The following is a 21071-nucleotide window of genomic DNA, read 5'->3' on the forward strand; positions in this document are numbered from 1 at the left end:
TGGATGAACGTGGCGAGCAGCTCGCGCAGCACGTCGGGATGTGTGGTGGTGAGTCGTTCGGCCAGCACAGTCGGCAGGTCGATATTCTGGGCAACGGTCATCGCGTGGTTCCTTTGCTCGAGTGACTTTGACGGGTCCCTCGAAGAATCACGCGATGACCTTCAATCAGTCGGCTACGACACGCCGGTACCGCTAATCAGGTCCGACTCATACACCACTCTGCTGGACGCAACCATTGATTGTTCCTCGGCAGTAATCAGTCTTTTCGGACCGCTCTCGATGGTCGCCTGGTTGCGCAACGACGGCCGAGGGCAGATGTCAGTTCAGGTCACGGCCCGTCAGCGCCACGCTGAGGTCCCACAGTTCGGCTGCCTTGTCGCGGTCCATCGCGTAGGACTTCAGCCCGGTACCGTCCGCGCCGGCCGGGCCTGCGACGTCGCAATCCTCGAGGTACAGACCACCCCGGTCTGCCAGCTGTGGGCTGGTCGCCGCCCAAAGACCGGTTGCGGCGCCCTGGGACACGGTCTTGAACGTTTGGTCTGCGACGTTGCCCTGCTCGTCGATCCAGCCGCGGTCGACCATTTCGGCCGACTCGAGATGGCGTTGCAATGGAGTGAGGATGGAACCCGGATGCAGAGAAAACGCGCGTACGCCCGTACCCACCGCGAGTGAATCCAGGTGCAATGCGAACAGGATGTTGGCCGTTTTCGCCTGACCGTAGGCCTGCCACTTGTCATAGCCGGTGGTGAAATGTGGATCATCCCACCGGATATCCGAAATATGGTGGCCGGCGGACGAATACGCAATCACACGGGCCCTTCCGCGCGCCAACGCGGGCCACAGTTCCGCGACCAACGAGAAGTGGCCGAGGTGATTGACGGCGAACTGGCTCTCCCAGCCTTGACCAACCCGCCGCAGGGGAGTGGCCATGATGCCGGCAGCACCGATGAACAGGTCGATCTGAGTCCATGTATCGCGGATGTGCTGCGCGCACCTGGACACCGAATCGAGGTCGGCAAGGTCAGCGTCGATCACCGTCACGGCGTCGCCGAGATGGTCGACGGCGCGAGCGGCGGTGTTCACGCGACGGGCCGGCACAATGACGTGCGCTCCTGCCCGGACCAGATGGGTGGTGGTTTCCAACCCCAGGCCTGAATAGCCGCCCGTGACGACAGCGACGGCGCCGGCGAGGTCCACGCCGGCCATGACGTCCTGGCTGGTCGATTCATGTCCAAACCCAGACAGGATCGGTTGCTGTGTGGTGGTTGCAGTCATGCCGCCACGCTAGAATCTAGAGTGCGCTCTAGGTCAACCTCTGGGGATGAATATTCTTATGACACAGACTTTTACGATCGGGCAAGTGGCAGAACGCACCGGCCTGAGTGTCCACACCCTCAGGTTCTATGAACGCGAGAACCTACTCGTCAGTGACCTCACGCGAACAAGCTCCGGCCGCCGCCGCTACACGCAAACCGATATTGATTGGCTGGAGATCTGCGTCCGACTACGCGAATCCGGAATGCCGCTTGCCCAGCTCGCCGAATTCGCCGCCCTGGTACGCCAAGGGCCAGGTAACGAAGTCCAGCGCCTGGAGCTCCTACGGCGACATGAAGCCCACGTCCGTGCGCAACTCGCCAGCCTTCAGCACTGCCTCGACGTCATCGAAATGAAGGTGACCATCTACGAGACGCAAGTCGAAGATTCCTCGGCGCACGGGCTGTGGGACCCCACCGCTTCGCAGCGCTGAAGCCGCCGGCGGTCAGCACGCGGGCCGTCCTGTGGATGAATCGCGCACTGTGCATAACTGTCTTCCGGGCGCCGGATCCGGGGGTCTTCGTCCCGTGATCTGTCGGTGGCTCCGGCCACCGTGACGGCATGAACACACCACCACGCATGACCCGCGCCGAGATCGGAGCACTCGGTGAACAACTCGCGGTCGATCACCTGATCTCGCTCGGAATGACGGTCCTGGCCCGGAACTGGCGTTGCCGGTGGGGTGAGCTCGACGTCATCGCCACCGAAAGGGACCACAGTGCGGTGGTTTTCGTCGAGGTGAAGACCCGCACCACGACCGAGTTCGGCGGTATCGAGGAAGCGGTGACGCCCGAGAAGGCCCGTCGCCTGCGTCGGCTGGCCAGTGTTTGGCTGGCCGAGCAGAACGCCCACTGGCCCGATGTGCGGATCGACGTGGTCGGTGTACGTCTCGGCGGCCGGGAGCCGGAGCTGGTGCATCTGAAAGGTATCGGCTGATGGCGCTGGGACGGGCCTACTCGGTGGCCATCCGCGGCCTCGACGGCGTCATGGTGGAGATCGAAGCGGACATCACCTCGGGGCTGCCGGGGGTGCATCTGGTCGGCCTACCCGACGCGGCGCTGCAGGAGTCGCGGGACCGGGTCCGGGCGGCGATCACCAACTGCGGCAACAGCTGGCCGATGTCGCGGCTCACTCTCGGGCTGTCGCCGGCCACGCTGCCGAAAGGCGGGTCGATGTACGACCTGGCGATCGCCGCATCGGTGCTGTCGGCGCATCTGAAGACACACTGGGAGCGGCTGGAGAAGACCGTCCTGCTGGGCGAACTGGCGCTCGACGGGCGGGTGCGCCCGGTCAAGGGTGTGCTGCCCGCCGTCATGGCCGCCAAGCGTGAGGGCTGGCCGTCGGTGGTGGTGCCCGCCGAGAACCTGGCCGAGGCCAGCCTGGTCGACGGCATCGAGGTGTCGGGCGTTCGCACGCTCGGGCAGATGCAGGCGTGGCTCAACGGGAAGGCGGCGCTGGACGGCCGGGTCGACACGACGGCGCCGGCCGCTGACGACGGCGTCGACCTCGCCGATGTGGTGGGGCAGACGCAAGCGCGGTGGGCAGTGGAGATCGCCGCCGCGGGCGCGCACCACCTGATGCTCACGGGGCCGCCAGGAATCGGCAAGACGATGCTGGCCCAACGGCTGCCGGGGCTGCTGCCGGACCTGACCGAGGAGGAGGCCCTGGAGGTCACCGCCATCCATTCGGTGGTGGGGCTGCTCACCGGTGATACGCCGCTGATCACCCGCCCGCCGTTCGTCGCGCCGCATCACACGTCCAGTGTCTCGGCGTTGGTCGGCGGCGGCTCCGGGATGGCGCGCCCCGGTGCCATCAGCCGGTCGCATCGTGGCGTCTTGTTCCTCGATGAGTGCGCGGAGATCGGGACCAGCGTGCTCGAAGCCTTGCGAACCCCGTTGGAGGAAGGCAAGATTCGGTTGGCCCGTCGTGACGGCGTGGCGTGCTATCCGGCACGGTTTCAGTTGGTGCTCGCGGCCAATCCCTGCCCGTGCGCGCCGCCGAACCCGCGGGATTGCGTATGCCCGTCGGCCGACCGGCGCCGATATCTGGGCAAGCTGTCCGGGCCGTTGATGGACCGAGTCGATCTGCGCGTCGACATGCATCCGGTACTCGCCGGGGCGTTCGGTGACCATGCCGCCGAATCCACCGGTGCTGTCCGTGCCCGGGTCGCCGCCGCCCGCGCGGCCGCCGCCGAGCGATGGCAGGAAGTCGGCGTCCGCACCAACGCCGAGGTGCCTGGGCCCGTGCTGCGCCGCAGATTCCGGCTGAGCCGGGACGCGATGAAACCGCTACGAGAATCGTTGGATTCCGGGCGGTTGAGTATCCGGGGCGTTGACCGCACCTTGCGTGTCGCGTGGTCTCTGGCTGATCTGGCGGGCCGCGATTCACCCAATCTCGAAGACGTCAGCACGGCTTTGGGTTTCCGAGAGGGAGAGCTCCGATGAGTGACGACGATCTGGAACGACGAGCGTGGGCGTATCTGTCGCGCGTGGTGGAACCGCCGTGCCCGCGGCTGACGGCATTGGTGGCCGATCGCGGCCCGGTCGAGACGGCGGACATGATTCGCCGTGGTCAGGAGGACAAGGAACTCACCGGCAGTGTCGCGGCCCGCCGTGAGGTCGATTGTGCGGCCCGGGATTTGGAGATTCTCGATCGCCGGGGTGGGCGGCTGATCACTCCCGACGATGACGAGTGGCCATACCTGTCGTTCGTCGCGTTCGGGAATAAGGAGGTGCGGGCGCGGCCATCGGGTTATCCGCCCATGGTGTTGTGGGCGCTCGGCCCGGCCCGCCTCGATGACATCGCCGAACGCGCCGCCGCGATCGTCGGCACCAGGGCCTGCACGTCGTATGGCGAGCATGTCGCTGCCGAGATCACGGCGGGCCTCGTCGAACGTGACGCCGCGGTGGTTTCTGGGGGCGCCTATGGCATCGACGGCGCAGCGCACCGCGCCGCGCTGGCGTCGGACGGCGTCACCATGGCGGTGCTCGCCGGGGGTGTCGACGTGCCGTACCCGTCCGGGCATTCGGCGCTGCTGCACCGGGTGGCCACCTCGGGGCTGCTGCTCAGTGAGTATCCGCCGGGGGAGCGGCCGACCAGGTACCGGTTCTTGACCCGAAACCGCTTGGCGGCGGCGCTATCCGGCGCCACCGTGGTGGTGGAGGCGGGTTTGCGCAGCGGGGCGGCCAACACCGCGGCGTGGGCGACCGCGATGGGGCGCAAGGTGTGTGCGGTGCCCGGCCCGGTGACGTCGGCCGCTTCGGCAGGATGCCACGTTCTCATTCGCAACGACGCCGTTCTGGTCGACCGGGCGGAGCAGGTCGTCGAATTGATCGGGCGGATAGGCGAACTCGCCGGCGAACCCGACCATCCGGAGACACCGCTGGATGGCCTGACCCCGGACCAGCTTCAGGTGTACGAGGCGCTGCCGGCGCGGGGTTTCCGCAGCCTCGAGCAGATCTCGGTCGGTGCGGCCCTGCCGCCCGAACGTGTGCTCGGACCGTTGGCGCTGCTGGAGATCAGCGGGCTGGTGGAGAAACAGGATGGGCAGTGGCGGATCAGGAGGGCGGGGTGAGCTGTTCGGTCTCCGGGACTAGGCGGCAATCAGCTTGAGCGGCAACCGTTCGTGGCGGCGGATGATGTTGTTGATCGCCCATTTGGGCGTGCCGGTCAGTTCTATCCGGTCCACGCGCTCGATCAGCGCCCGCAACATCGCCGTTGTCTCCAAGCGGGCCAGGGCCTGTCCGGCGCAGGCGTGCGCTCCCTGCCCGAAACCGACGTGGCGGCCGGCGTCACGTCGGATGTCGAAGACCGCGGGGTTCTCCCACTCTCGTTCGTCGCGGTTGGCGGAGGCATAGATCACCAGGACTCGTGCGCCCGAGGGGATTGGCCATCCGGCGATTTCGGTCTGCTGCGCCGTGCACCGCGCAAAGGCGCGTAGCGGTGGCTCGTAGCGGACGATCTCATTGACGGCGTTCGCCATGAGGCCGGGCTCATCCTTGAGTAGTCGCCACTGGTCGGGGTGCCTGGCGAAGAGGTACAACGCGTTGGAGATCGCGCTCATGGTGGTATCGATCGACGGGGCGATGTAGTCGACGAGCAACGGCGGGCATTCGTCGTGCGCCAGTTGGCCTTCGTCCGCCGCGGCGAGTAGCTCATCCGCCATGCTGCCCTCGATGACGTTGCGCTCCCGAACCACGCGCCGGGCGAAGCGCAGCATGAGCAGGGTGTTGGGCACCGCTTTGATCGCCTGCCAGTTGAGCGGGCCGAGTACATCGAATGTCGCTCCGGCCCAGGCAATCAGGTGATCGCGTTGATCACGCGGCCAACCGATGAGGTCGGGTACGACCGCCAGCGGTAGCGCAGCCGCGAGGTCGTTGACACCGTCGACATCTCCCTTGCCGAGCGCTGTCTCGACGACCCTGCGAGCCGTGTCGTCGACGGTGTCGCTGATGGCGCGCAGAGCGCGCGGCAGCATGCGGTGCGCGACGCGCTTGCGGCGTTGTTCGTGCTCGACGCCGTCGCTGTTGAGTGTGGTGCCGTGCGACATCCGGTTGGTGATCGGGTTGAGCGCCACGCCCTGACCCGACAGAAAGGTCTTGTCGTCGCGCAGTACCGATTTGCACTCGGTGTAGCGCGGCAACGCATATGCCCGCTGCTTCGCCAGCCATACCACCGGACCGAGGTCACGCATCCTCTGGTAGTGGGGATAGGGGTTGGTGATGGCGTCGACAGCGTAGATGTCCGGCGCGTAGATCGGCAGGCCGGCGGGTGGGCGTCGCATCGATGTTCCTCTCAGGACGTCGGCAGTGGACGATTGGTGGCTGTTGCTCGCGCTGAAGGAACTGTTCTCTCCTCCGGGCGATACCGGCAGATTGGCATTGTCATACCGCGGGCGACGGGTGGTAGCCGAGGCGCAACTGTCGGCCGTTGAGCGAGCGACGTCGCTCGGTCACAAACAGGGTTGCGACCGCGGCGCCGATCATCCAGACGGCGAGTTCGAGCGCCCCGCCGATGGTGGTGTTCGACCCGATGATCACTCCCCGCAGCGCGAGAATCGCTGCGTGCGTGGGCAGTACGTCGCCGATGCTGTGGAGTGTCGGGGGAATCGTGGAGGTCAGGCTGGTGACGACCGCGAGAACCAGCACGGCGATGCAGACGAACCGGCCCGCCAGACCGAACGCGGCGGTGGCGGCCTGGTTGAGAGCCGTGAACGCCAATGCCGTCATTATCGCCACCCCGAGCAATCCGAACCACCTGCCCGCAGATAGATGGAGCACCGGTATGAGTGTGAGGCTCAACAGGATCGCGGACACCACCGCGATCGCGACACCTGGCGCGATCGCGTTCGCCACGATCCGTCGCGTGGACTGCCGCGATGTGAGAACGGCGTTCGGCAGCGGCGGGGCGCTGATGAACATGCTGAGCGCGCCGGCCCACAGCGCCAGGGTTACCGCTACTGCGGCGACGGCAGCGCCCAGATCGGTGCCGTCGGTTACCGCAACGGCGGGCGTGGCCGCGACATTGCTCATGCGTTCCCGCTGTGCCTTGTCGTAGGGGGGTACCTGATCGCGGCCCTGCGCGAGTTGGGTCGCCAATTCGTGTGCGCCACCGGACAGTTGCCGCAAACCGCCCTCCAACTGATGCGCACCGGAATCGAGTTGATGGACGCCATTGATGGCGGTGCCGATCTGCCCGGTGAGTGCGTCGACGCGGCCGGTGATCGCTGCCGGCGGTGGGGGAGGCGGTGGTAGCTGAAGTTGATCCTGCAAGCCGGAAGCTGCCGTCCGTACCTGGTTTACCTGGGCTTGGGCCGCATCGAGTCCCGAAGAAAGCTCACTGGTTCCGGCCGACAGCTGTGCTGCGCCCGCCGTCAGTTTGTCTGCCCCGTCGGCCAATTGGGATGCGCCGTCCGCTGCGGCGTCGAGCTGGTCGTGGATGGTGCCGAAGGACATGTACACCCGGTCCAGGTAGGTCTGGACGATCTGCTGATTGAGGGTTCGCAGCACCACCTGGGCGATTTGGCTGGTGACCAGCGGGTCCGCGACACCGGTGGCATTGGACGCCTGCACCCGGACTTCGGCTTGACCCGCATCGAGCGGATTGCTGCTCGCCGATGATGTCGCCTTGGCGGAGAAGTCTTCCGGGATGGTGACGACGGCGCCGTAGTCGCCGCGTGCCAGACCGTCGCGAGCATCTGCGGCGTCCGTCAGGATCCAGGTGAAGGCAGCCTTCGACGTGGTGAGGTTGCTGGCCAATTGCCGCCCCAGCGGGATGGTCTGGCCATCGACGGTCACGGGCTTGTCGTTGTTGACCACGGCGGCCTTGGCGGCGCCGTGGTTGGATTCGGGCGCCCAGAACGCCCACAGGAACAGGCCCATCACGAGCACCGGTAGCAACAGCAGACCGAACCAAGTGCGCCACAGGAGCTTTCCGTGCGCTACGGAGTCGCGGGTGAGGCTGGTGAGAGAGGCGATCATTTTGTCGCTCCGGCGGTTGCAGGGTTGAGGTCCACGGTGTGGACGCCGTCGGTGTCATCGGGCAACAGGTCGGCGATGCGGGCGAGGTCCTGGCAGGTCACCACGAAGGTGACAGGGCGTCCGGATGTGCTGTGGCGGTCAGCGAGGACTTCGCGCAGCCGGTCCCGCGAGGTGGTGCGGATGACGACGTCGGCGTCGTCGATGAGAATCAGCTCGACGTCGTTCGCGAGCGCCTCGTCGAGCGCGGCTTCCGGCGCGGCGGTGTCGTGGCAGGTGACCACGGCGACCTGTCGGCGGACCGTCCGCATATGTTGCGGCAGAACGTGTCCCAGTACTTTGAGGTCACCGGCGATGCGGCCGACACGGCCCGCCAGGGTGTACAGCAGCGCGGTCTTTCCGGCCGGACCGGGGCCGTGTAGCACGAGGACGGAACCACGCGGCACGGCCAGATCGATGTCGGCGTAGACGGTGCAACCGCGGTCGTCGGTGCGCGTCAGACCGGCGGCATCGATGGCATCGTCGCAACCGGGTTCGGGCCAGTCCGCCAGCCGCAGTTCGTGCATGAGGCCGTCGCCTTCGGCGTCGAAGATGGGCAGGCGGCGGTCGATGGCGCCGGGCAGGTGCCACGCGCGCCGGCCGAGCAGTGCGAGCACCGCCGGGACCAGGGTCATGCGGACCAGGAACGCATCGACGAAGACGCCGACGGCGAGGCTGAAGGCGATCGGTTTGATGACGGCGCTGCCCTCGGGGACGAACGCGGCGAACACGGCGAACATGATGACAGCGGCGGCGGTCACGACGCGCGAGGCGGAGACGAATCCGGATTGGATCGCCTGCTGCGGATCGCCTTCGTGCACATAGCTTTCCCGTATCCGCGAGACCAGGAACACCTCGTAGTCCATGGCCAGGCCGAACAGCACACCCATGAGGATGATCGGCAGGAAGCTGACCACACTGCCGACCCGGTCCACCCCGAGCGCGCTCGCCAAGTGGCCCTGTTGGAAGACGAAGGAGGTCGCCCCGAAGGCGGCACCCACTGACAGCAGATATCCGGCGGTGGCTTTGACGGGCACCCAGACCGAGCGGAACACCATCGCGAGCAGGACCAGTGACAGCCCGACGACCAGCACGCCGAACGGCACCAGCGCGGCGCCCAGTTGGGCCGACACGTCGACACCGACGGCGGTGATGCCAGTGACGGCGGTGTCGATGCCATAGGCCTGCTTGAAATGCTCACGCTGGGCGCGCAGCGTGTTCACGAGGGTCTCGGTTTGCGCCGAGTCCGGGGCTGTGGTGGGTACGACTTGGATGATGCCGGTGTCCGCCTTGGGGTTTGGGGTGGCGAGCGGGACACTGGCCACCCCGGGCAGGTGCGCGATGTCTTCGGCGATCCTGTTGACCACACCGATCGGGTCGGTGCTGGCGATGATGTCGGCCGTGACGATGAGCGGGCCGTTGTAGCCGGGGCCGAAATATTCGTCGATGACATCGTACGTGTCGCGGGCGGGGCTGCCGTGTTCTTCGGAACCGTTGTCGGGCAGAGCAAGTCGCAGCTCAGTCGCCGGTAGCGCGCACACGGCCAGGCCGGCGACGATGACGACGACCGTCACCAACGGCTTGCGGGTGGCCAACTGCACCCACAGTCGGCTCCATTCGATACGGCGGGGTCGCGTCTTGGTGGCCGTTTTTGCCTGCGTCGGTTTGGTTTTGGGCCGCAGACGTTCGCCGGCGAGAGCCATCAGCGCGGGGATCAGAGTGACCGCGATCGCGACGGCGATCGCCACGGCGGAAGCGGCCGCCAGACCCATCGTGGTCAGGAACGGGATACCGCCGACGAACAGGCCCAGCAGCGCGATGATTACCGTCAGACCCGCGAACATCACGGCCGATCCGGCCGTGGCGGTGGCGCGGGCCACCGACTCCGCGACGTCGAGACCTTCGGTGAGTTGGTCGCGGTGCCGCGACAACAGGAACAGTGCGTAGTCGATGCCGACGGCCAGCCCCAGCATCACCGCCAGCATCGGCGCGGTCGACGACACGGGAGTGACGGCGGTGGCGGCGTAAATCAGCGCCACCGAGATCGCGACACCGAGGATCGCGGTCAGTAGCGGCATACCGGCGGCGATCAGGGACCCGAACACCACCAGCAGCACCAGCAGCGCGATGAGTAGGCCGATCCCTTCGGTGGGGCTGAGTTTGGGGACCGGATTGCTGAAGGCGGGCCCACCGACGTGCACGCTCACGCCGTGGCCGATCGCGGTGGCCAGGTCTTGTCCGATATGGGTGATCTGATCGCGGGTCTCGGGCGTGACGTCGGCGAGTGCGACCGTCAGTTGGGCGGTGAGGATCGCGGCGCGATGGTCGGTCGAGATGGGTGCCTGAATCCGGGGTTGTGGGCTGCCGGGCGGGGTGTCGGTCTTCGGGGCGGGATCGAACGGGTTGATGACCGAGGCGACCTGGTGCAGCTTGGTGAGCTGGTCGACGGCAGTCGCGGTCGGTGCGGCGCTCAGCGCAGTGACGTCCTGGCCGGCCGGGGCGACGATGACCAGCTGGGCCGAGGAGCCGCTGGTTTCGGGGAACACGCGCCCGAGGTAGTCCAGGGCGTCCTGAGATTGGGTGCCGGGCACCGAGAAGGTGTCGTCGGTGCCCTTGTTGAAGCCGGCCAGGCCGCCCGCGACGGCGAGCGCGAGCAGCCAGGCCACGATGACCCAGCGGCGCCGGCGCACCAGCAGGTGGCCCAGTTGGTAGAGGAAGGACGACATGACGATCGCCTAACTGGTGGTCTGGATGGGTGGCTGGGCGTTGCGAGCCTGAGCGAATGACGTGAAACCTGGTATCGCGGCACAGAGTTTCGACACGTCGCGGCCCGCGCACATGACCGTCCGATCTGGCCGGACTACGGCAGCGGTCGCATGTCCGTGGCGCAGCCACCGCTCCAGTTCGCCCCCGGGCTCGGCGACATGAACGACGATGCCGTGCTCATCGAGCGCGGCGAGCTGGAACGCCAGGGGACGCGTCGTGGTGACGAGTGCAAAGCCGTTGCCCAACACCGTGTCCAGGCGCCGGCCGTCGGCCAGTACCGGGTTGGGGCACAAGGTGCCGGCAAGGTGGCGGGGTCTCCGGCTCTTGATGACCAACGCAGACTCGTGCAGCCGGGGGGTCGTGCCGTGGGTGAGCTTGTCGCGCAGGCCGGGTATCAACCGGAGCCGGGGTGTGACGGTGCGCCGCACCAAGTTTCCCGCATGACCACCGGCCGTCATTGCCCACCCCATGGCCAATGCCAGGCCGATCATGCTGCGCGCGTGGGGTTTCCGCTCCTGCTCGTAGGTCGTCAGCAGTGCTTCGGGTAGTTCGCCGTCGATCACACCGGCGACTTTCCACGCCAGGTTCATCGCGTCACGCAGGCCCGCGCCCATGCCCTGCCCGATGAAGGGCGGCGTGAGGTGGGCGGCGTCGCCGAGGAGGAACACGTTGCGGTCCCGCCATCTGTCGGCGATCTGTGCGCGAAACGTGTACTCGGTGACCCGCACCAGGTCGAGGTCGTCGTCGGCGACATCGCCGATCCACGGTGCGATCAAGGGCCGAAGGGTCTCGATCGTGCTGAAGTCGGCGGCTGTTTCCGGCGGCAGCAGTCGAAACTCCCACCGGTAGCGGTTGGGGCCGATCCGCATGTACGTCGCAGCCCGAACGGGATCGCAGACCTGGTGCACGCCATCCCACTGCTCGAGTTCGGCTTCGGTGACGACGTCGGCCACCAGCCAGCGCTGCTCGAACCGCAGGTCGTCCATGGCCGCACCGATGGAGGCTCGCACGATGCTGTTGGCTCCGTCGCAGCCCAGCACGTAGCTGGTTTCGACGACGTGCTCCGTCCCGGTGGCGCGGTCGGAGTAGGTCACCCGGACGCGGCCCGGTTCGTGTTGGGTGATGCCGGTGACCTCGGAGTTGCCGCGCAGCTGCACATTTGGTCGCGTGGCCAGGTTGGCACGCAGCAGCTGTTCCAGTTCGGGTTGGTCGAACATGTTGGCTTGCGGGAAGCCATGCCGGCTGCGGGCGGGGTCGCGGTCGAACTGTGCCAGCGTGTGGTGGTTCTGGTCGAGCAACCGTAAGCCGAGCGCTGGGCGGGAAATCGTGGCGAACTCTTCGGCCACGCCGAGGCGGGCAAGAATGCGATGAATCTCGTCATCGAGGTGCACCGCGCGGGGCTGGGGATAGACCGATTCCCAGCGGTCCAGAACCAGCGTCGGCACGCCGTGGTCGGCGAGCAACGTCGCGGCAGTGACACCGGTCGGTCCCGCTCCGACGACGACAACGGGCACGGATTGCGTTACAGGGTCAGGCATTTCGATCCTCGACTCGAATCAGCCGATGATCGGCATGCGGTTGGCGACGAGTGCGTCGAGGCGCGTCTGCATGGCGGCCTCGATTCGGGACGCGAAGTCCTCGGCGGTTTCCCCGGGATTCGCGGTCATCGGGGGCAGGACCGCGGTCACCAGCTTGGTCGGCAATGCGACGTAGGGGAGCATGCCGGCGACGCCGATATTGAGTCCCCACGGAATGGTGACGCTGATGGGCAATGTCTTCATGCGCAGACGCCGGTGCAGGCCCAATCGTCGGGCGAGGCCTCGGCCGTCGGACACGACGAACAACGAGTCACCGGCGCCGGCCGTCACGACGGGGACCACCGGGACGTCATGAGTCATGGCCAGGCGGGCGAACCCGCAGCGCTCATCGAAATGCACCTGATTGCGGTCCCGCCAGGACTTCCCGGCATCGACGTCGCCGCCGGGGAACACCAGCACGTTGTGCCCGGCGGCGAAGGCGGCGTCTGCCGATTCCTGGCTTGCGGGCCGGCCGTCGAGAAACTCGGCGATGCGGCCCGCGCCGACCGTCCACGCCACCTGGTGAACGAGCGCGGTGGTCGGCCGTTTGAGTGCCGCTTTCTCGCGGACGGCGATCATCGCCAGCACGTTGAGGTCCGCCAGGCCGCCGAAGCCGTGATTGGCGACAAGCAACGCCGGCTCGGGAATCTCGGCGTCGATGTGGATTTCGTGGCGGTGGTACCACCGCAGATAGTTCGGGACCGCCACGCACATTGCGGATTTGAGTGCGGATGCCGTCGAGGAGGGGTCGGTCATGGGATCAACTGCTCGTCAGCAGCGAGCGCCTGCCCGAGGCAAGAACACGCACGAGGAGGCGGTTGGGAACAAGGCGCGCGATACGGGTGACAACCCGGGTTGGCCACCCCGGGATCACCGTCCCGCAGTCGCGATCGATGGCCTCGATGCCGGCTCGTGCAACGTCGCGGGAGGACATGTACATCATTTTGGGCAACCGGAATACATCGTCGTCAGCGCCTGCGGCAGAGAGGAATTCGGTCGCCACAGGCCCTGGGCACAACGTGGCGACAGTGACGCCGGTGCCCGCGAGCTCTCCGCGCAGTCCTTCGCCGTACACATGGGTAAATGCCTTGGTGGCGGCGTAGCCGGCCTGTGTGGGTGTCGGCATGAACCCGGCGCTTGACCCGACGTTGAGGATGGCGCCGCGGCGGCGGGGAACCATCTGCTGTACGGCGCGGGTCGTCAGGTCGATGACAGCCTCGACATTGACGCGGACCTGGTTGATTTCCGCATCCACGGACGAGTCGACAACTGCGCCAATGGTTCCGATGCCCGCATTGTTGACCAGGATGTCGACCTGCAGACCGCGCGTTGCGATGGTGCTGAACAGTGCGGCCCGCTGCGTCGGATCGGTGACATCGCACCCGATCACTTCGACATTGACTTCTGACGAGAGCTCCGCAGCAAGTGCATGCAGCCGGTCTTCGCGGCGGGCCACCGAGGTGACGTTGTGGCCGCGGGCGGCGAGTTCGCGTGCGATGTCGGCGCCGATGCCGGATGACGCGCCGGTGACGACGGCAGTCGACGACGGGTTCGGGGTGGGCAAGCTCATGGGGTCGTCCCTTCGATGAGGTTGAAAGATGTGGTTCGAGAACGGCCGATCACCGGGACGGTGCGCTCCACCGCATAGCCGTGCACTGCGGTCAGCACGGTGTGCTGCGTGTCGAGCACCTCGGCCAAATTGTCGTGTGTGAGAAGCTCGTCGAGCGCGGCGCGATCGTCCACGCCGAAAAACACCGCTGCGTGGTACCGGTGTTGGGGCGGGTTGTCGTGGGCGACGCCGGGCGATCCGCCGAGAAGCGGGGTATACGGTAGGAAGGCGTAGGACCGTAGATCCCTTGCGCCTGCTGCCATCAGCGCCGGGCTCAGCTGCTGATGCACAAAGGAACGAAACATCCTGGCGGCGACACCCATTCGGCGGCGCAACAACAGTGCGACGTGCTGCTGGGCGGAGTTGTCGTACCCGTCGGTGAACCAGCGTCCGCCGCGCGGCCCTGTGTGGTGGGCCAACACCCGGGTGAAGACGTTCTGCTCATCGAGGAACACCTCGCGCGAGTGCAGGCCGGTGCGCAGCATGGCCGCGGCGCTGGTGAATCGGATCTCGGCGCAGCCGTCGAGGTGCCATGTGCGCGGTATCGAGGTACCTATGCCGGCGGTGGCCGGCCAGAACCCGTGGTCGGTGGACGAGAACAGCCGTTGGTTGTATTCGAGGAGATGTGGCAAACGTATGACCTTGTCGGCGTGCGTCTTTGCCCAGTATGTGGTGGCTGCGTCACGCGAGAGATCGCTACGCAACATGAGTGGAGCAAGCAGCGACGTGGTGCGGGTTGGCGTCACGGTGCTCACTCCGCATCCACCAGCCGCCACGTGAGGGCGTAACGGCCCAGGATTGCCTCGACCGGGGCACGGTCCGTGCCGGGGGCCACGCGCACCGTGACAACCGTTGCTGCGTCTTCGGTATCCGCGGTCACGCCGCGCACGCCGTCGACATCTGCGACGGCGTCACGGACCGCGCTTCGGGCGGCGTCGGCCCGCAGCGGCAGCTTGTACGGCTTACCGACGGCGGTGACGGGGATGGCGTCGATCGCGATTACCGATTTCGGAGCGGCCGCGCTCTCGGCGACGTGCTCAACGGCCCACTGCCGCAACAAATCCGGAGTTGTGGCAGCGTCGGGCCGCAATGTGACATACGCGACCGGTACCTCACCGGCGTGCACGTCGGGCCGGCCGACCGCGGCCGCGCCGGTGACGTCGGGATGCGCCAGCAGTGCGTCTTCGATCATTGCCGGGTCGATGTTGTGCCCGCCGCGGATGATCAGGTCCTTCGCGCGCCCGCAGAGATGGACGAAGCCGTCGTCGTCGACCCATGCGAGGTCGCCGGTGTCGAGCCAACCGTCGACGAGCTTGCCGTTGCCGTCGAGGACGAAACCGTCAGAGCTGCGGTCGGTGACGTAGCCCGGGAACACGGTGGGGCCACCGACCACGAGGGTGCCGATCTGGCCGGCCGACAGTTCGTGCCAGTCGCCGTTGTCGTCGATGTCGACGGTCTTGAGTTGTTGGTAGGGGAGCCGCTGACCGGCCGAGCCGGGCCGGGGATGGTCGGGGAAGCTGCGCGCGCTGGCGCAGGTGGCCTCGGTCAGGCCGTAACCTTCCAGCAGGGGGACACCGGTGTGCGACTCGAAATCGCTGCGCACCGCAGGCGGCAGCGCGGAGGCACCGACAATCGCCATCCGCAGACTGGAGATGTTGGCATCGACGGGGAGCAGGCTGAGCACGGCGTACACCGTCGGTACCGCGCTCATGGTGGAGATCCCGTAGCGCTCAATGATTTTCCAGAAGTTGCCGTAGAGCGACATATCCCGGTAGCCGAGCGGGCCGGCCCACAGCACCTGCTGTCCGCGCAGCAGCGGCGCCAGTAGCGTCACCACGAGGGCGTTGACGTGGAACAGTGGCAGCGCGGCGAACAACACCGGGGTTTCATCGAGCACCGTGTTGGCGGCGATCATCCATGCATCGGCCACCTCGTTGGCGTGCGTGTGGGCGGCCAGTTTCGGCGCGCCGGTGGTTCCGCCGGTGTGGAACAGCGCGGCCAGATCGGTGGATTCTGGTGTGGTGCCGTGGAATCGAGTGCCGTCGTGTGCCGCGGACAGTCGCGTCAGGTAGTCGACCTTCGCCCCTGTCATCGCGGGGACGTCGACGGGTGTGGCGCCGGTCGGTCCGATCAGCAGGATGGTGTCGATCAAGCCGGCGCCGACGAGACGCTCTGCCACGGCCCATGCCGAGGTGTCGAGTTGAGCATCGGCCGTGATCAGGACGCGGGCGCCAGATCGCCGCACCAGCTCGCTGACGTGCTCCGGCGAGAGTGCGCCATTGATGGGCGCGGCGATGCCGGACACCTGGGCCGCCAATGTCGCGGTGATCAGCTCATCGCAGTTCGGTGCGATGAGCGCGACCGCGTCACCGCGCTGAACGCCCAAGTGGTACAGCAGGTTTGCACTCTGGTGCACGTCGTGCAGCAGTTGGCTGAAGGTGCGCTCAACGGGCTTCTCCCAACGTTCGCCGTCGGGCACGACGCTGACGGCGATCCGGTCCGGCCACATCTGTGCCGCGCGCGCCAGCAGCGCGTAGGTGGAGGCCGGCAAGCCCCGCTCGGAAAGTGGGACGGCTTCGATGTCGGCCAGGTCGCTCGGGCTGGAGTACCTGGGCCACAACAGGTTCGCGCTCATGCGTACTTCACGATGTTGCGCTGGGCGCCGAGGTCGATGGCGCCGTCATCGGTGGCGATGGTCGTCTCGACGACGTCACCGTCGTGCAGGTATTTCGGGTTGCGCGCCTGGCTCTTGAAGAAGGCCTTCCATTTCACGGCGGGCGGCAGCAGCGACCCGATGAACGCGACAGCCTTGTGCGGCGCACTCAGCGCGGTGCCCACGGGTGTGCCGGTCAGAATCAGGTCGCCGGCACTGAGGTCTTGAAAGCGGGTCAGCGATTGCAGGGCCTGCAGCGGCGGGTAGATCATGTCGCCGGCAACGCGCATGTCTTGCCGCAGTTGGCCGTTCACGCGCAGCTGTAGTCGCAGCTCGCCGAAGCGCTTGAGCTCGGCGGCGGTCAACAGCACCAGGGCCGGGCCGACGGGCGTAAAGGTGGGGTAGGACTTGGCCTCGTAGAACTGTGTCTGGGGCAGCTGGATGTCGCGCGCGGAGACGTCATTGGTGACCACCAGTCCGGCTACGTAGTCGGCGAGGTTGGCCTCGGTGATGGTGCTGCCCACCGGGATGTCGGTGCCGATGACCAGACCGATCTCCACTTCGTAGTCCAGGAACTGCACGTGGCTGGGTTTGACGATCGCGTCCGATGGGCCCGTGATCGACGCCGACGATTTACGGAAGAAGGTCAACGGGATCGAGGCCGGTTCCATCCCGGCGTCTTTGACGTGCGAGGCGAAGTTCGTCATCTGGGCGACCACCCGGCAGGGTACGGTCACGGGAGACACGAGTTCGAGGCTGTCGACCGGCACCGTGGCGGTGTCGGCGGCAGCGGCTTCGATGGCGACGCGGTCGGCGAGCAGGGCGCCCGTGGTGGTCGCATCGGTGGCGATCTTGGCGGCACCGGTGGCGGTGTGCACCCACCAGGCGTCGGCGGTGCGCAGAACGGAGATGGTCATGACTTGGCTGCTTTCAGTAGGCCGATGAGGCGGTTGACGTCGAATTCGTTGTTGCTGCGCAGGGCGGTGAGCAGTTCTCGTACCTCGCCGCGCGCGTGCCGCGGACTGGTGCCGAGGAAGTCGGCGGTGGCCGGCGGTCCCCATTGCGCCAGGCCGGAGGCGGTGAACTCGGCCCATCCGGGTTCGAGCGTGCTGTCGAACATGTCGCCGTCGGTGAAGTGCTCGACCATGAACCCGTCCGGGTCACGCCAGTAGTCGAAGATCTGGCTGCCCTGGATGTGCCGGCCGATGCCCCAGGAGCGTTGGTAGCCATGGTCTTTGAGGTATTCACCACCGGCGGCGAGGGCGTCGAGGTCACTGACCTGATAGGCCGAGTGGACGTAGCGGTTCGCGGGCCCCAGCGCCAAGGCGAGGGTGTGGTGGTCGGTCGGGATCGAGCCGCGGTCACACCGGATGAAGCTCATGGTGGGGCCGCGTTCGCGCTGGCCCGGGAAGTACAGGAAGTCGCTGACGATCAAGCCGAGCGTATCGAGGTACCAGTCCAGCGCGGCACGGTATTTGGTGGACTGGACGACGACGTGGCCGAGGCGTTGCACCGTCGTCGGCACCCGCGGCGGCCGTTGAGTGGCGTTGATCCGGACGACATCGTGGCCGAGGTTGAAGGTGTGCGGTGCCTGGGCCGGCAGCGGGCTCAGCGGATGCGTACCGGACACCACGTGCACCGGAATACCGCTGGGGTCGGTCAAGTGCACACCCAGCCCGCCGATCGCCTCCGGTAGCGCGGTCACCCGGGCGCCGGTCTTGTCGGCCAGTCGGACCAGGTCTGTGTCGTCGCCGGCGGCGAACGCCATGCCGCGGAAACGCGTCTGCGCGCCACGCCGGATGAGGACACACGGGGCGTCGGGATCGCTGCCGCGCAAATGCAATTCGGTATCGGTGCGCAGCGCGGTGCCGAAGCCGAATGCATGGGCAAAGGCCTCGGCGCGCGCCAGGTCGGGTTTGTCGAATTCCAGCCAGGCGACGTCCGTCACCTTGATCAGTGGGTTGCGGGAGCGCCCAGGGTGCTCGCCGGCCAGTGCCCCCTGCGCGCTGTGCAGGCCGTTGTGGGCGCCAATGGTGTTGCTGCTCATCGTGCGTACTCCTTTCGTGACGCTGTGACCGCGGCGCCGACCGCACCCCGGACCTTGTCGATCACGGCCAGCGCGTCGGCGGGGCCGTGGTCTCCGCGCCATGCGACGTGCTGATCGGGACGGATGAGCACCAGGTCGCGCTCGTAGAGCTTGCGGGTGTGTGCGTCGCGGACGTCGACGACGGTCAGTGGGACACCGCGGTCGTCGGCCGCCGCCATCAAGTCGGTGATATCGATATCGGTGAAACGCAGCAGGGTGAATCCGGGGCCGAACAGATCGAACAACGCTGTGCCATCGGGCAGGAAGACACTCGGCGGGCGGGCACCCGGCACGGTGCTCGGGATGTACCGATGTGAGGGGCCGGCCGGCGGGCAGCTCGGTTCCGTACAGACGACCGGTGAGGTGTCATAGCGGTATCCGTACTCGATTCCGTCGGCCTCGTTTTCGAGGTTGCCGAGATCCAGAATCTCGCGTCCCAGGCGTGCGCGGTCGCGTTCACCTGACCAGTTCTGCCCGGAAAGCGAAGCGCGGTTTGCCATTTGGATGGCCAGGCGCACCATGGTGTGGCGTGCTGAGGCATCCCGATTGGCGATCCCGACGCCGCGGCGTTCGGCCGCGTACGCACTGAGCAGGCGCGGACCGCCCCAGCCGTTGACAACGGCGGCCAGCGCCCAGCCCAGCCCGACCCCGTCGCCGACACCGGTGTTCATGCCGTAGCCACCGTTGGGCACCACCTGGTGGGCGGAGTCGCCGGCCAGCCAGACTCGGCCGTGCCCGTACGAGTCGGCCAGCGACAGCCGGGGCCGCCACTCGTTGGCAACGATGATGTCGCAGTCGAATTCGACTCCCAGGCGGGCGAACAGGAACTGCTTCGGATCGATCGCCTCGGTCTTCACTCCCACGCCGATCAGCGTGTGCAACGTCCAGGTGTCACGGTCGTTCTGCGAGATGAGGGTCCAGCCTTCGGGGGACTGGGTGTGCCAGGTGGTGCCGAACCGCTCCAAGATCTCGCGGGCCGGGGAAGTGAAATGCACCATGTACACGCGGCCGTCCATCGGGGTCTGTCGCTGGTCCATGAATGCCCGCACCGTGCCCGCGACCATTTTGCGCAGCCCGATTTCGCGGGCGGCCATACGGCGGATATCGATGTCGTGCAACGCGATTCCCAGTTCGCGTCGCACGATGCTGCCGGCGCCGTCGCAACCGGCCAGATAGTCCGCGCGTACGGTCCGGGTCTCGCCGGTGGCGCTGCAGTTGATGACGGCGTCGACGCCGCCGGCGTCCTGGCGGAACGACTGCAATGCCCACCCATACCGGACGTCGACGCCGGTGCGCGTCTCCAGGATCTCCTTCAGCGCCGGTTCGAGAATCGCCTGGGAGACCCGCATCGGGGGCTCCAACGCCATGGTCCCGTCGATGCAGGCCCGGATGGCGTCGCGGCGCGCGGCCACCCCGGGGTAGCGGAATCGCGCCAACTCCCACCCACTGAGCTTGGTGACCCACGCGACGTCGAACGGATTGTCCTCGGGGACAGCCACTTTGCGTAGTTCGTCGGCGATGCCGAGTTGCCGGTACAGCTCCATGCTGCGGCCATTGGTGATGTCCATCTTGGGGTGCGTCGTCGTCGACGGATTGCGTTCGACGAGTAGTGCCGGCACGCCCTGACGGGCCAAGGTCAGCGCCAAGGTGAGGCCGACCGGCCCGCCGCCGGCGATCAGTACCGGGATCCGGTCAGTCGGGGAGGGTTCGATCATCGTTGATCCCTTCGAGTGGCAACAACTATGTATCGAATTGAACAGAAGTGTTCAACACAAGTCAAGGGTGTATTTTGAACAAAGTTGTTCAGAAGATCGATGATGTGTGCAATCGCTGTTGCTATCGTTATGGATTGGACAGGTGATGCAGACGGTGCAGGAGAACTTGAAGGAGCCGCGCCATGACCACAACTGACGACCGGATCGTGACGGCGGCAGTGCGGCTCTTCGTCGAGAAGGGCACCACGCAGGTCACCATCAGTGAGCTGGCGCAAGAGGCGAACGTGGCCCGCGGCACCCTGTACCGGAACGTCGGCTCGATGGACGATCTGTTCGATCGCGTCGTCAGTGAGGTCACCGCGGACCTGCATCGGCGCGTTTCGGCTTCGTTCCTGGCGGCGGCGACCGATGATGCCGCGACGAGGCTGGCCACGGGCATTCGGATGTGGGTGCGCTATGGGCACGAGAACCCCATGCTGGGACGGTTCGCCGTCAAGTTCGGCCTCAGCGAAGAGACGCTGCGCACCTGGATGGCCGGCCCGCCGAGCAGTGACGTCGACGCCGGCGTGGCGGCCGGCCGCTACCAGCTGGGTGAGATCGGAGTCGACAGCGTGGCCTCGATGGTCATGGGCGCCACGGTCAGCGCCATGTGGATGGTTCTGGAAGGTCATCAGACCTGGCGTGAGGCAGGCTCGGCCACTGCGGAACTTGTGTTGCGCGCCTTGGGGATCGACACCCAAGAGGCGCACCGCATCGCGACCGAGCCGCTGCCCGCACTGCAGCCGTCCGCCTGAATGCCCGCTGGCATGGTTCGCGCTCGCCGCTGTTTTCGGTGG

17 protein-coding genes are annotated in these 21071 nt (G+C 66.8%); 5 read left to right on the forward strand and 12 right to left on the reverse strand.

Annotated features, from left to right (window positions below):
• Positions 1 to 318: 318 nt before the first annotated feature.
• Positions 319 to 1275: an oxidoreductase gene (locus ACJH6J_RS09090; protein WP_212811862.1), complete on the reverse strand. Its 957-nt coding sequence runs from the start codon at positions 1273 to 1275 to the stop codon at positions 319 to 321.
• Positions 1276 to 1360: 85 nt separating this feature from the next.
• On the opposite strand from ACJH6J_RS09090, the gene ACJH6J_RS09095 reads away from it, so the two are divergent.
• The 4 genes from ACJH6J_RS09095 to dprA all read left to right on the forward strand — a co-directional run bounded on the left by ACJH6J_RS09095 (position 1361) and on the right by dprA (position 4888).
• Positions 1361 to 1747, forward strand: a complete 387-nt coding sequence (locus ACJH6J_RS09095; RefSeq protein WP_371824539.1) for a MerR family transcriptional regulator — start codon at positions 1361 to 1363, stop codon at positions 1745 to 1747.
• A 146-nt stretch (positions 1748 to 1893) separates the two neighbouring features.
• The gene (locus ACJH6J_RS09100; RefSeq protein WP_064859396.1) at positions 1894 to 2250 is read left to right on the forward strand and encodes a YraN family protein; all 357 of its coding nucleotides are present in this window, start codon (positions 1894 to 1896) and stop codon (positions 2248 to 2250) included.
• Positions 2250 to 3758 carry a YifB family Mg chelatase-like AAA ATPase gene (locus tag ACJH6J_RS09105; protein ID WP_212811861.1) on the forward strand — a complete coding sequence of 503 codons (1509 nt, stop codon included), beginning with the start codon at positions 2250 to 2252 and terminating at the stop codon, positions 3756 to 3758. The genes ACJH6J_RS09100 and ACJH6J_RS09105 overlap by 1 nt, the downstream gene beginning before the upstream one ends.
• Positions 3755 to 4888, forward strand: coding sequence for a DNA-processing protein DprA (gene dprA / locus ACJH6J_RS09110; RefSeq protein WP_212811860.1), 1134 nt, complete (start codon positions 3755 to 3757; stop codon positions 4886 to 4888). Before ACJH6J_RS09105 ends, dprA begins: the two co-directional genes overlap by 4 nt.
• An 18-nt stretch (positions 4889 to 4906) precedes the next feature.
• On the opposite strand, the gene ACJH6J_RS09115 is transcribed toward dprA, so the two are convergent.
• The 11 genes from ACJH6J_RS09115 to ACJH6J_RS09165 all read right to left on the reverse strand — a co-directional run bounded on the left by ACJH6J_RS09115 (position 4907) and on the right by ACJH6J_RS09165 (position 20235).
• The gene (locus ACJH6J_RS09115) at positions 4907 to 6097 is read right to left on the reverse strand and encodes a cytochrome P450 (protein ID WP_212811859.1); all 1191 of its coding nucleotides are present in this window, start codon (positions 6095 to 6097) and stop codon (positions 4907 to 4909) included.
• A 100-nt stretch (positions 6098 to 6197) separates the two neighbouring features.
• Positions 6198 to 7793, reverse strand: a complete 1596-nt coding sequence (locus tag ACJH6J_RS09120; RefSeq protein ID WP_212811858.1) for a YhgE/Pip family protein — start codon at positions 7791 to 7793, stop codon at positions 6198 to 6200.
• Positions 7790 to 10555: an MMPL family transporter gene (locus tag ACJH6J_RS09125; RefSeq protein WP_212811857.1), complete on the reverse strand. Its 2766-nt coding sequence runs from the start codon at positions 10553 to 10555 to the stop codon at positions 7790 to 7792. Before ACJH6J_RS09125 ends, ACJH6J_RS09120 begins: the two co-directional genes overlap by 4 nt.
• A 9-nt stretch (positions 10556 to 10564) precedes the next feature.
• Positions 10565 to 12133: a bifunctional 3-(3-hydroxy-phenyl)propionate/3-hydroxycinnamic acid hydroxylase gene (locus ACJH6J_RS09130; RefSeq protein WP_212811856.1), complete on the reverse strand. Its 1569-nt coding sequence runs from the start codon at positions 12131 to 12133 to the stop codon at positions 10565 to 10567.
• An 18-nt stretch (positions 12134 to 12151) separates the two neighbouring features.
• Complete coding sequence (locus ACJH6J_RS09135; RefSeq protein ID WP_212811855.1) at positions 12152 to 12928, reverse strand: 1-acyl-sn-glycerol-3-phosphate acyltransferase; 777 nt, start codon at positions 12926 to 12928, stop codon at positions 12152 to 12154.
• 4 nt (positions 12929 to 12932) lie between these two features.
• Positions 12933 to 13742 (reverse strand): SDR family oxidoreductase, encoded by an 810-nt coding sequence (locus ACJH6J_RS09140; RefSeq protein WP_212811854.1) that lies wholly within the window; start codon positions 13740 to 13742, stop codon positions 12933 to 12935.
• Positions 13739 to 14413 carry a hypothetical protein gene (locus ACJH6J_RS09145; RefSeq protein WP_212811853.1) on the reverse strand — a complete coding sequence of 225 codons (675 nt, stop codon included), beginning with the start codon at positions 14411 to 14413 and terminating at the stop codon, positions 13739 to 13741. Before ACJH6J_RS09145 ends, ACJH6J_RS09140 begins: the two co-directional genes overlap by 4 nt.
• Positions 14414 to 14532: 119 nt before the next feature.
• The gene (locus ACJH6J_RS09150; protein ID WP_406803842.1) at positions 14533 to 16416 is read right to left on the reverse strand and encodes an acyl-CoA synthetase; all 1884 of its coding nucleotides are present in this window, start codon (positions 16414 to 16416) and stop codon (positions 14533 to 14535) included.
• Positions 16413 to 17351 (reverse strand): fumarylacetoacetate hydrolase family protein, encoded by a 939-nt coding sequence (locus tag ACJH6J_RS09155; protein WP_406774906.1) that lies wholly within the window; start codon positions 17349 to 17351, stop codon positions 16413 to 16415. Before ACJH6J_RS09155 ends, ACJH6J_RS09150 begins: the two co-directional genes overlap by 4 nt.
• Positions 17348 to 18481 (reverse strand): VOC family protein, encoded by a 1134-nt coding sequence (locus ACJH6J_RS09160; RefSeq protein WP_318986019.1) that lies wholly within the window; start codon positions 18479 to 18481, stop codon positions 17348 to 17350. Before ACJH6J_RS09160 ends, ACJH6J_RS09155 begins: the two co-directional genes overlap by 4 nt.
• The gene (locus tag ACJH6J_RS09165) at positions 18478 to 20235 is read right to left on the reverse strand and encodes an FAD-dependent monooxygenase (RefSeq protein ID WP_212811850.1); all 1758 of its coding nucleotides are present in this window, start codon (positions 20233 to 20235) and stop codon (positions 18478 to 18480) included. Before ACJH6J_RS09165 ends, ACJH6J_RS09160 begins: the two co-directional genes overlap by 4 nt.
• 182 nt (positions 20236 to 20417) lie before the next feature.
• Here ACJH6J_RS09165 and ACJH6J_RS09170 point away from each other — a divergent pair, with 182 nt between their 5' ends.
• Positions 20418 to 21029 carry a TetR/AcrR family transcriptional regulator gene (locus ACJH6J_RS09170; protein WP_212811849.1) on the forward strand — a complete coding sequence of 204 codons (612 nt, stop codon included), beginning with the start codon at positions 20418 to 20420 and terminating at the stop codon, positions 21027 to 21029.
• Positions 21030 to 21071 lie beyond the last annotated feature (42 nt).

It is taken from the genome of Mycobacterium sp. SMC-18, assembly GCF_045310895.1.
Classification (GTDB): Bacteria; Actinomycetota; Actinomycetes; order Mycobacteriales; family Mycobacteriaceae; genus Mycobacterium.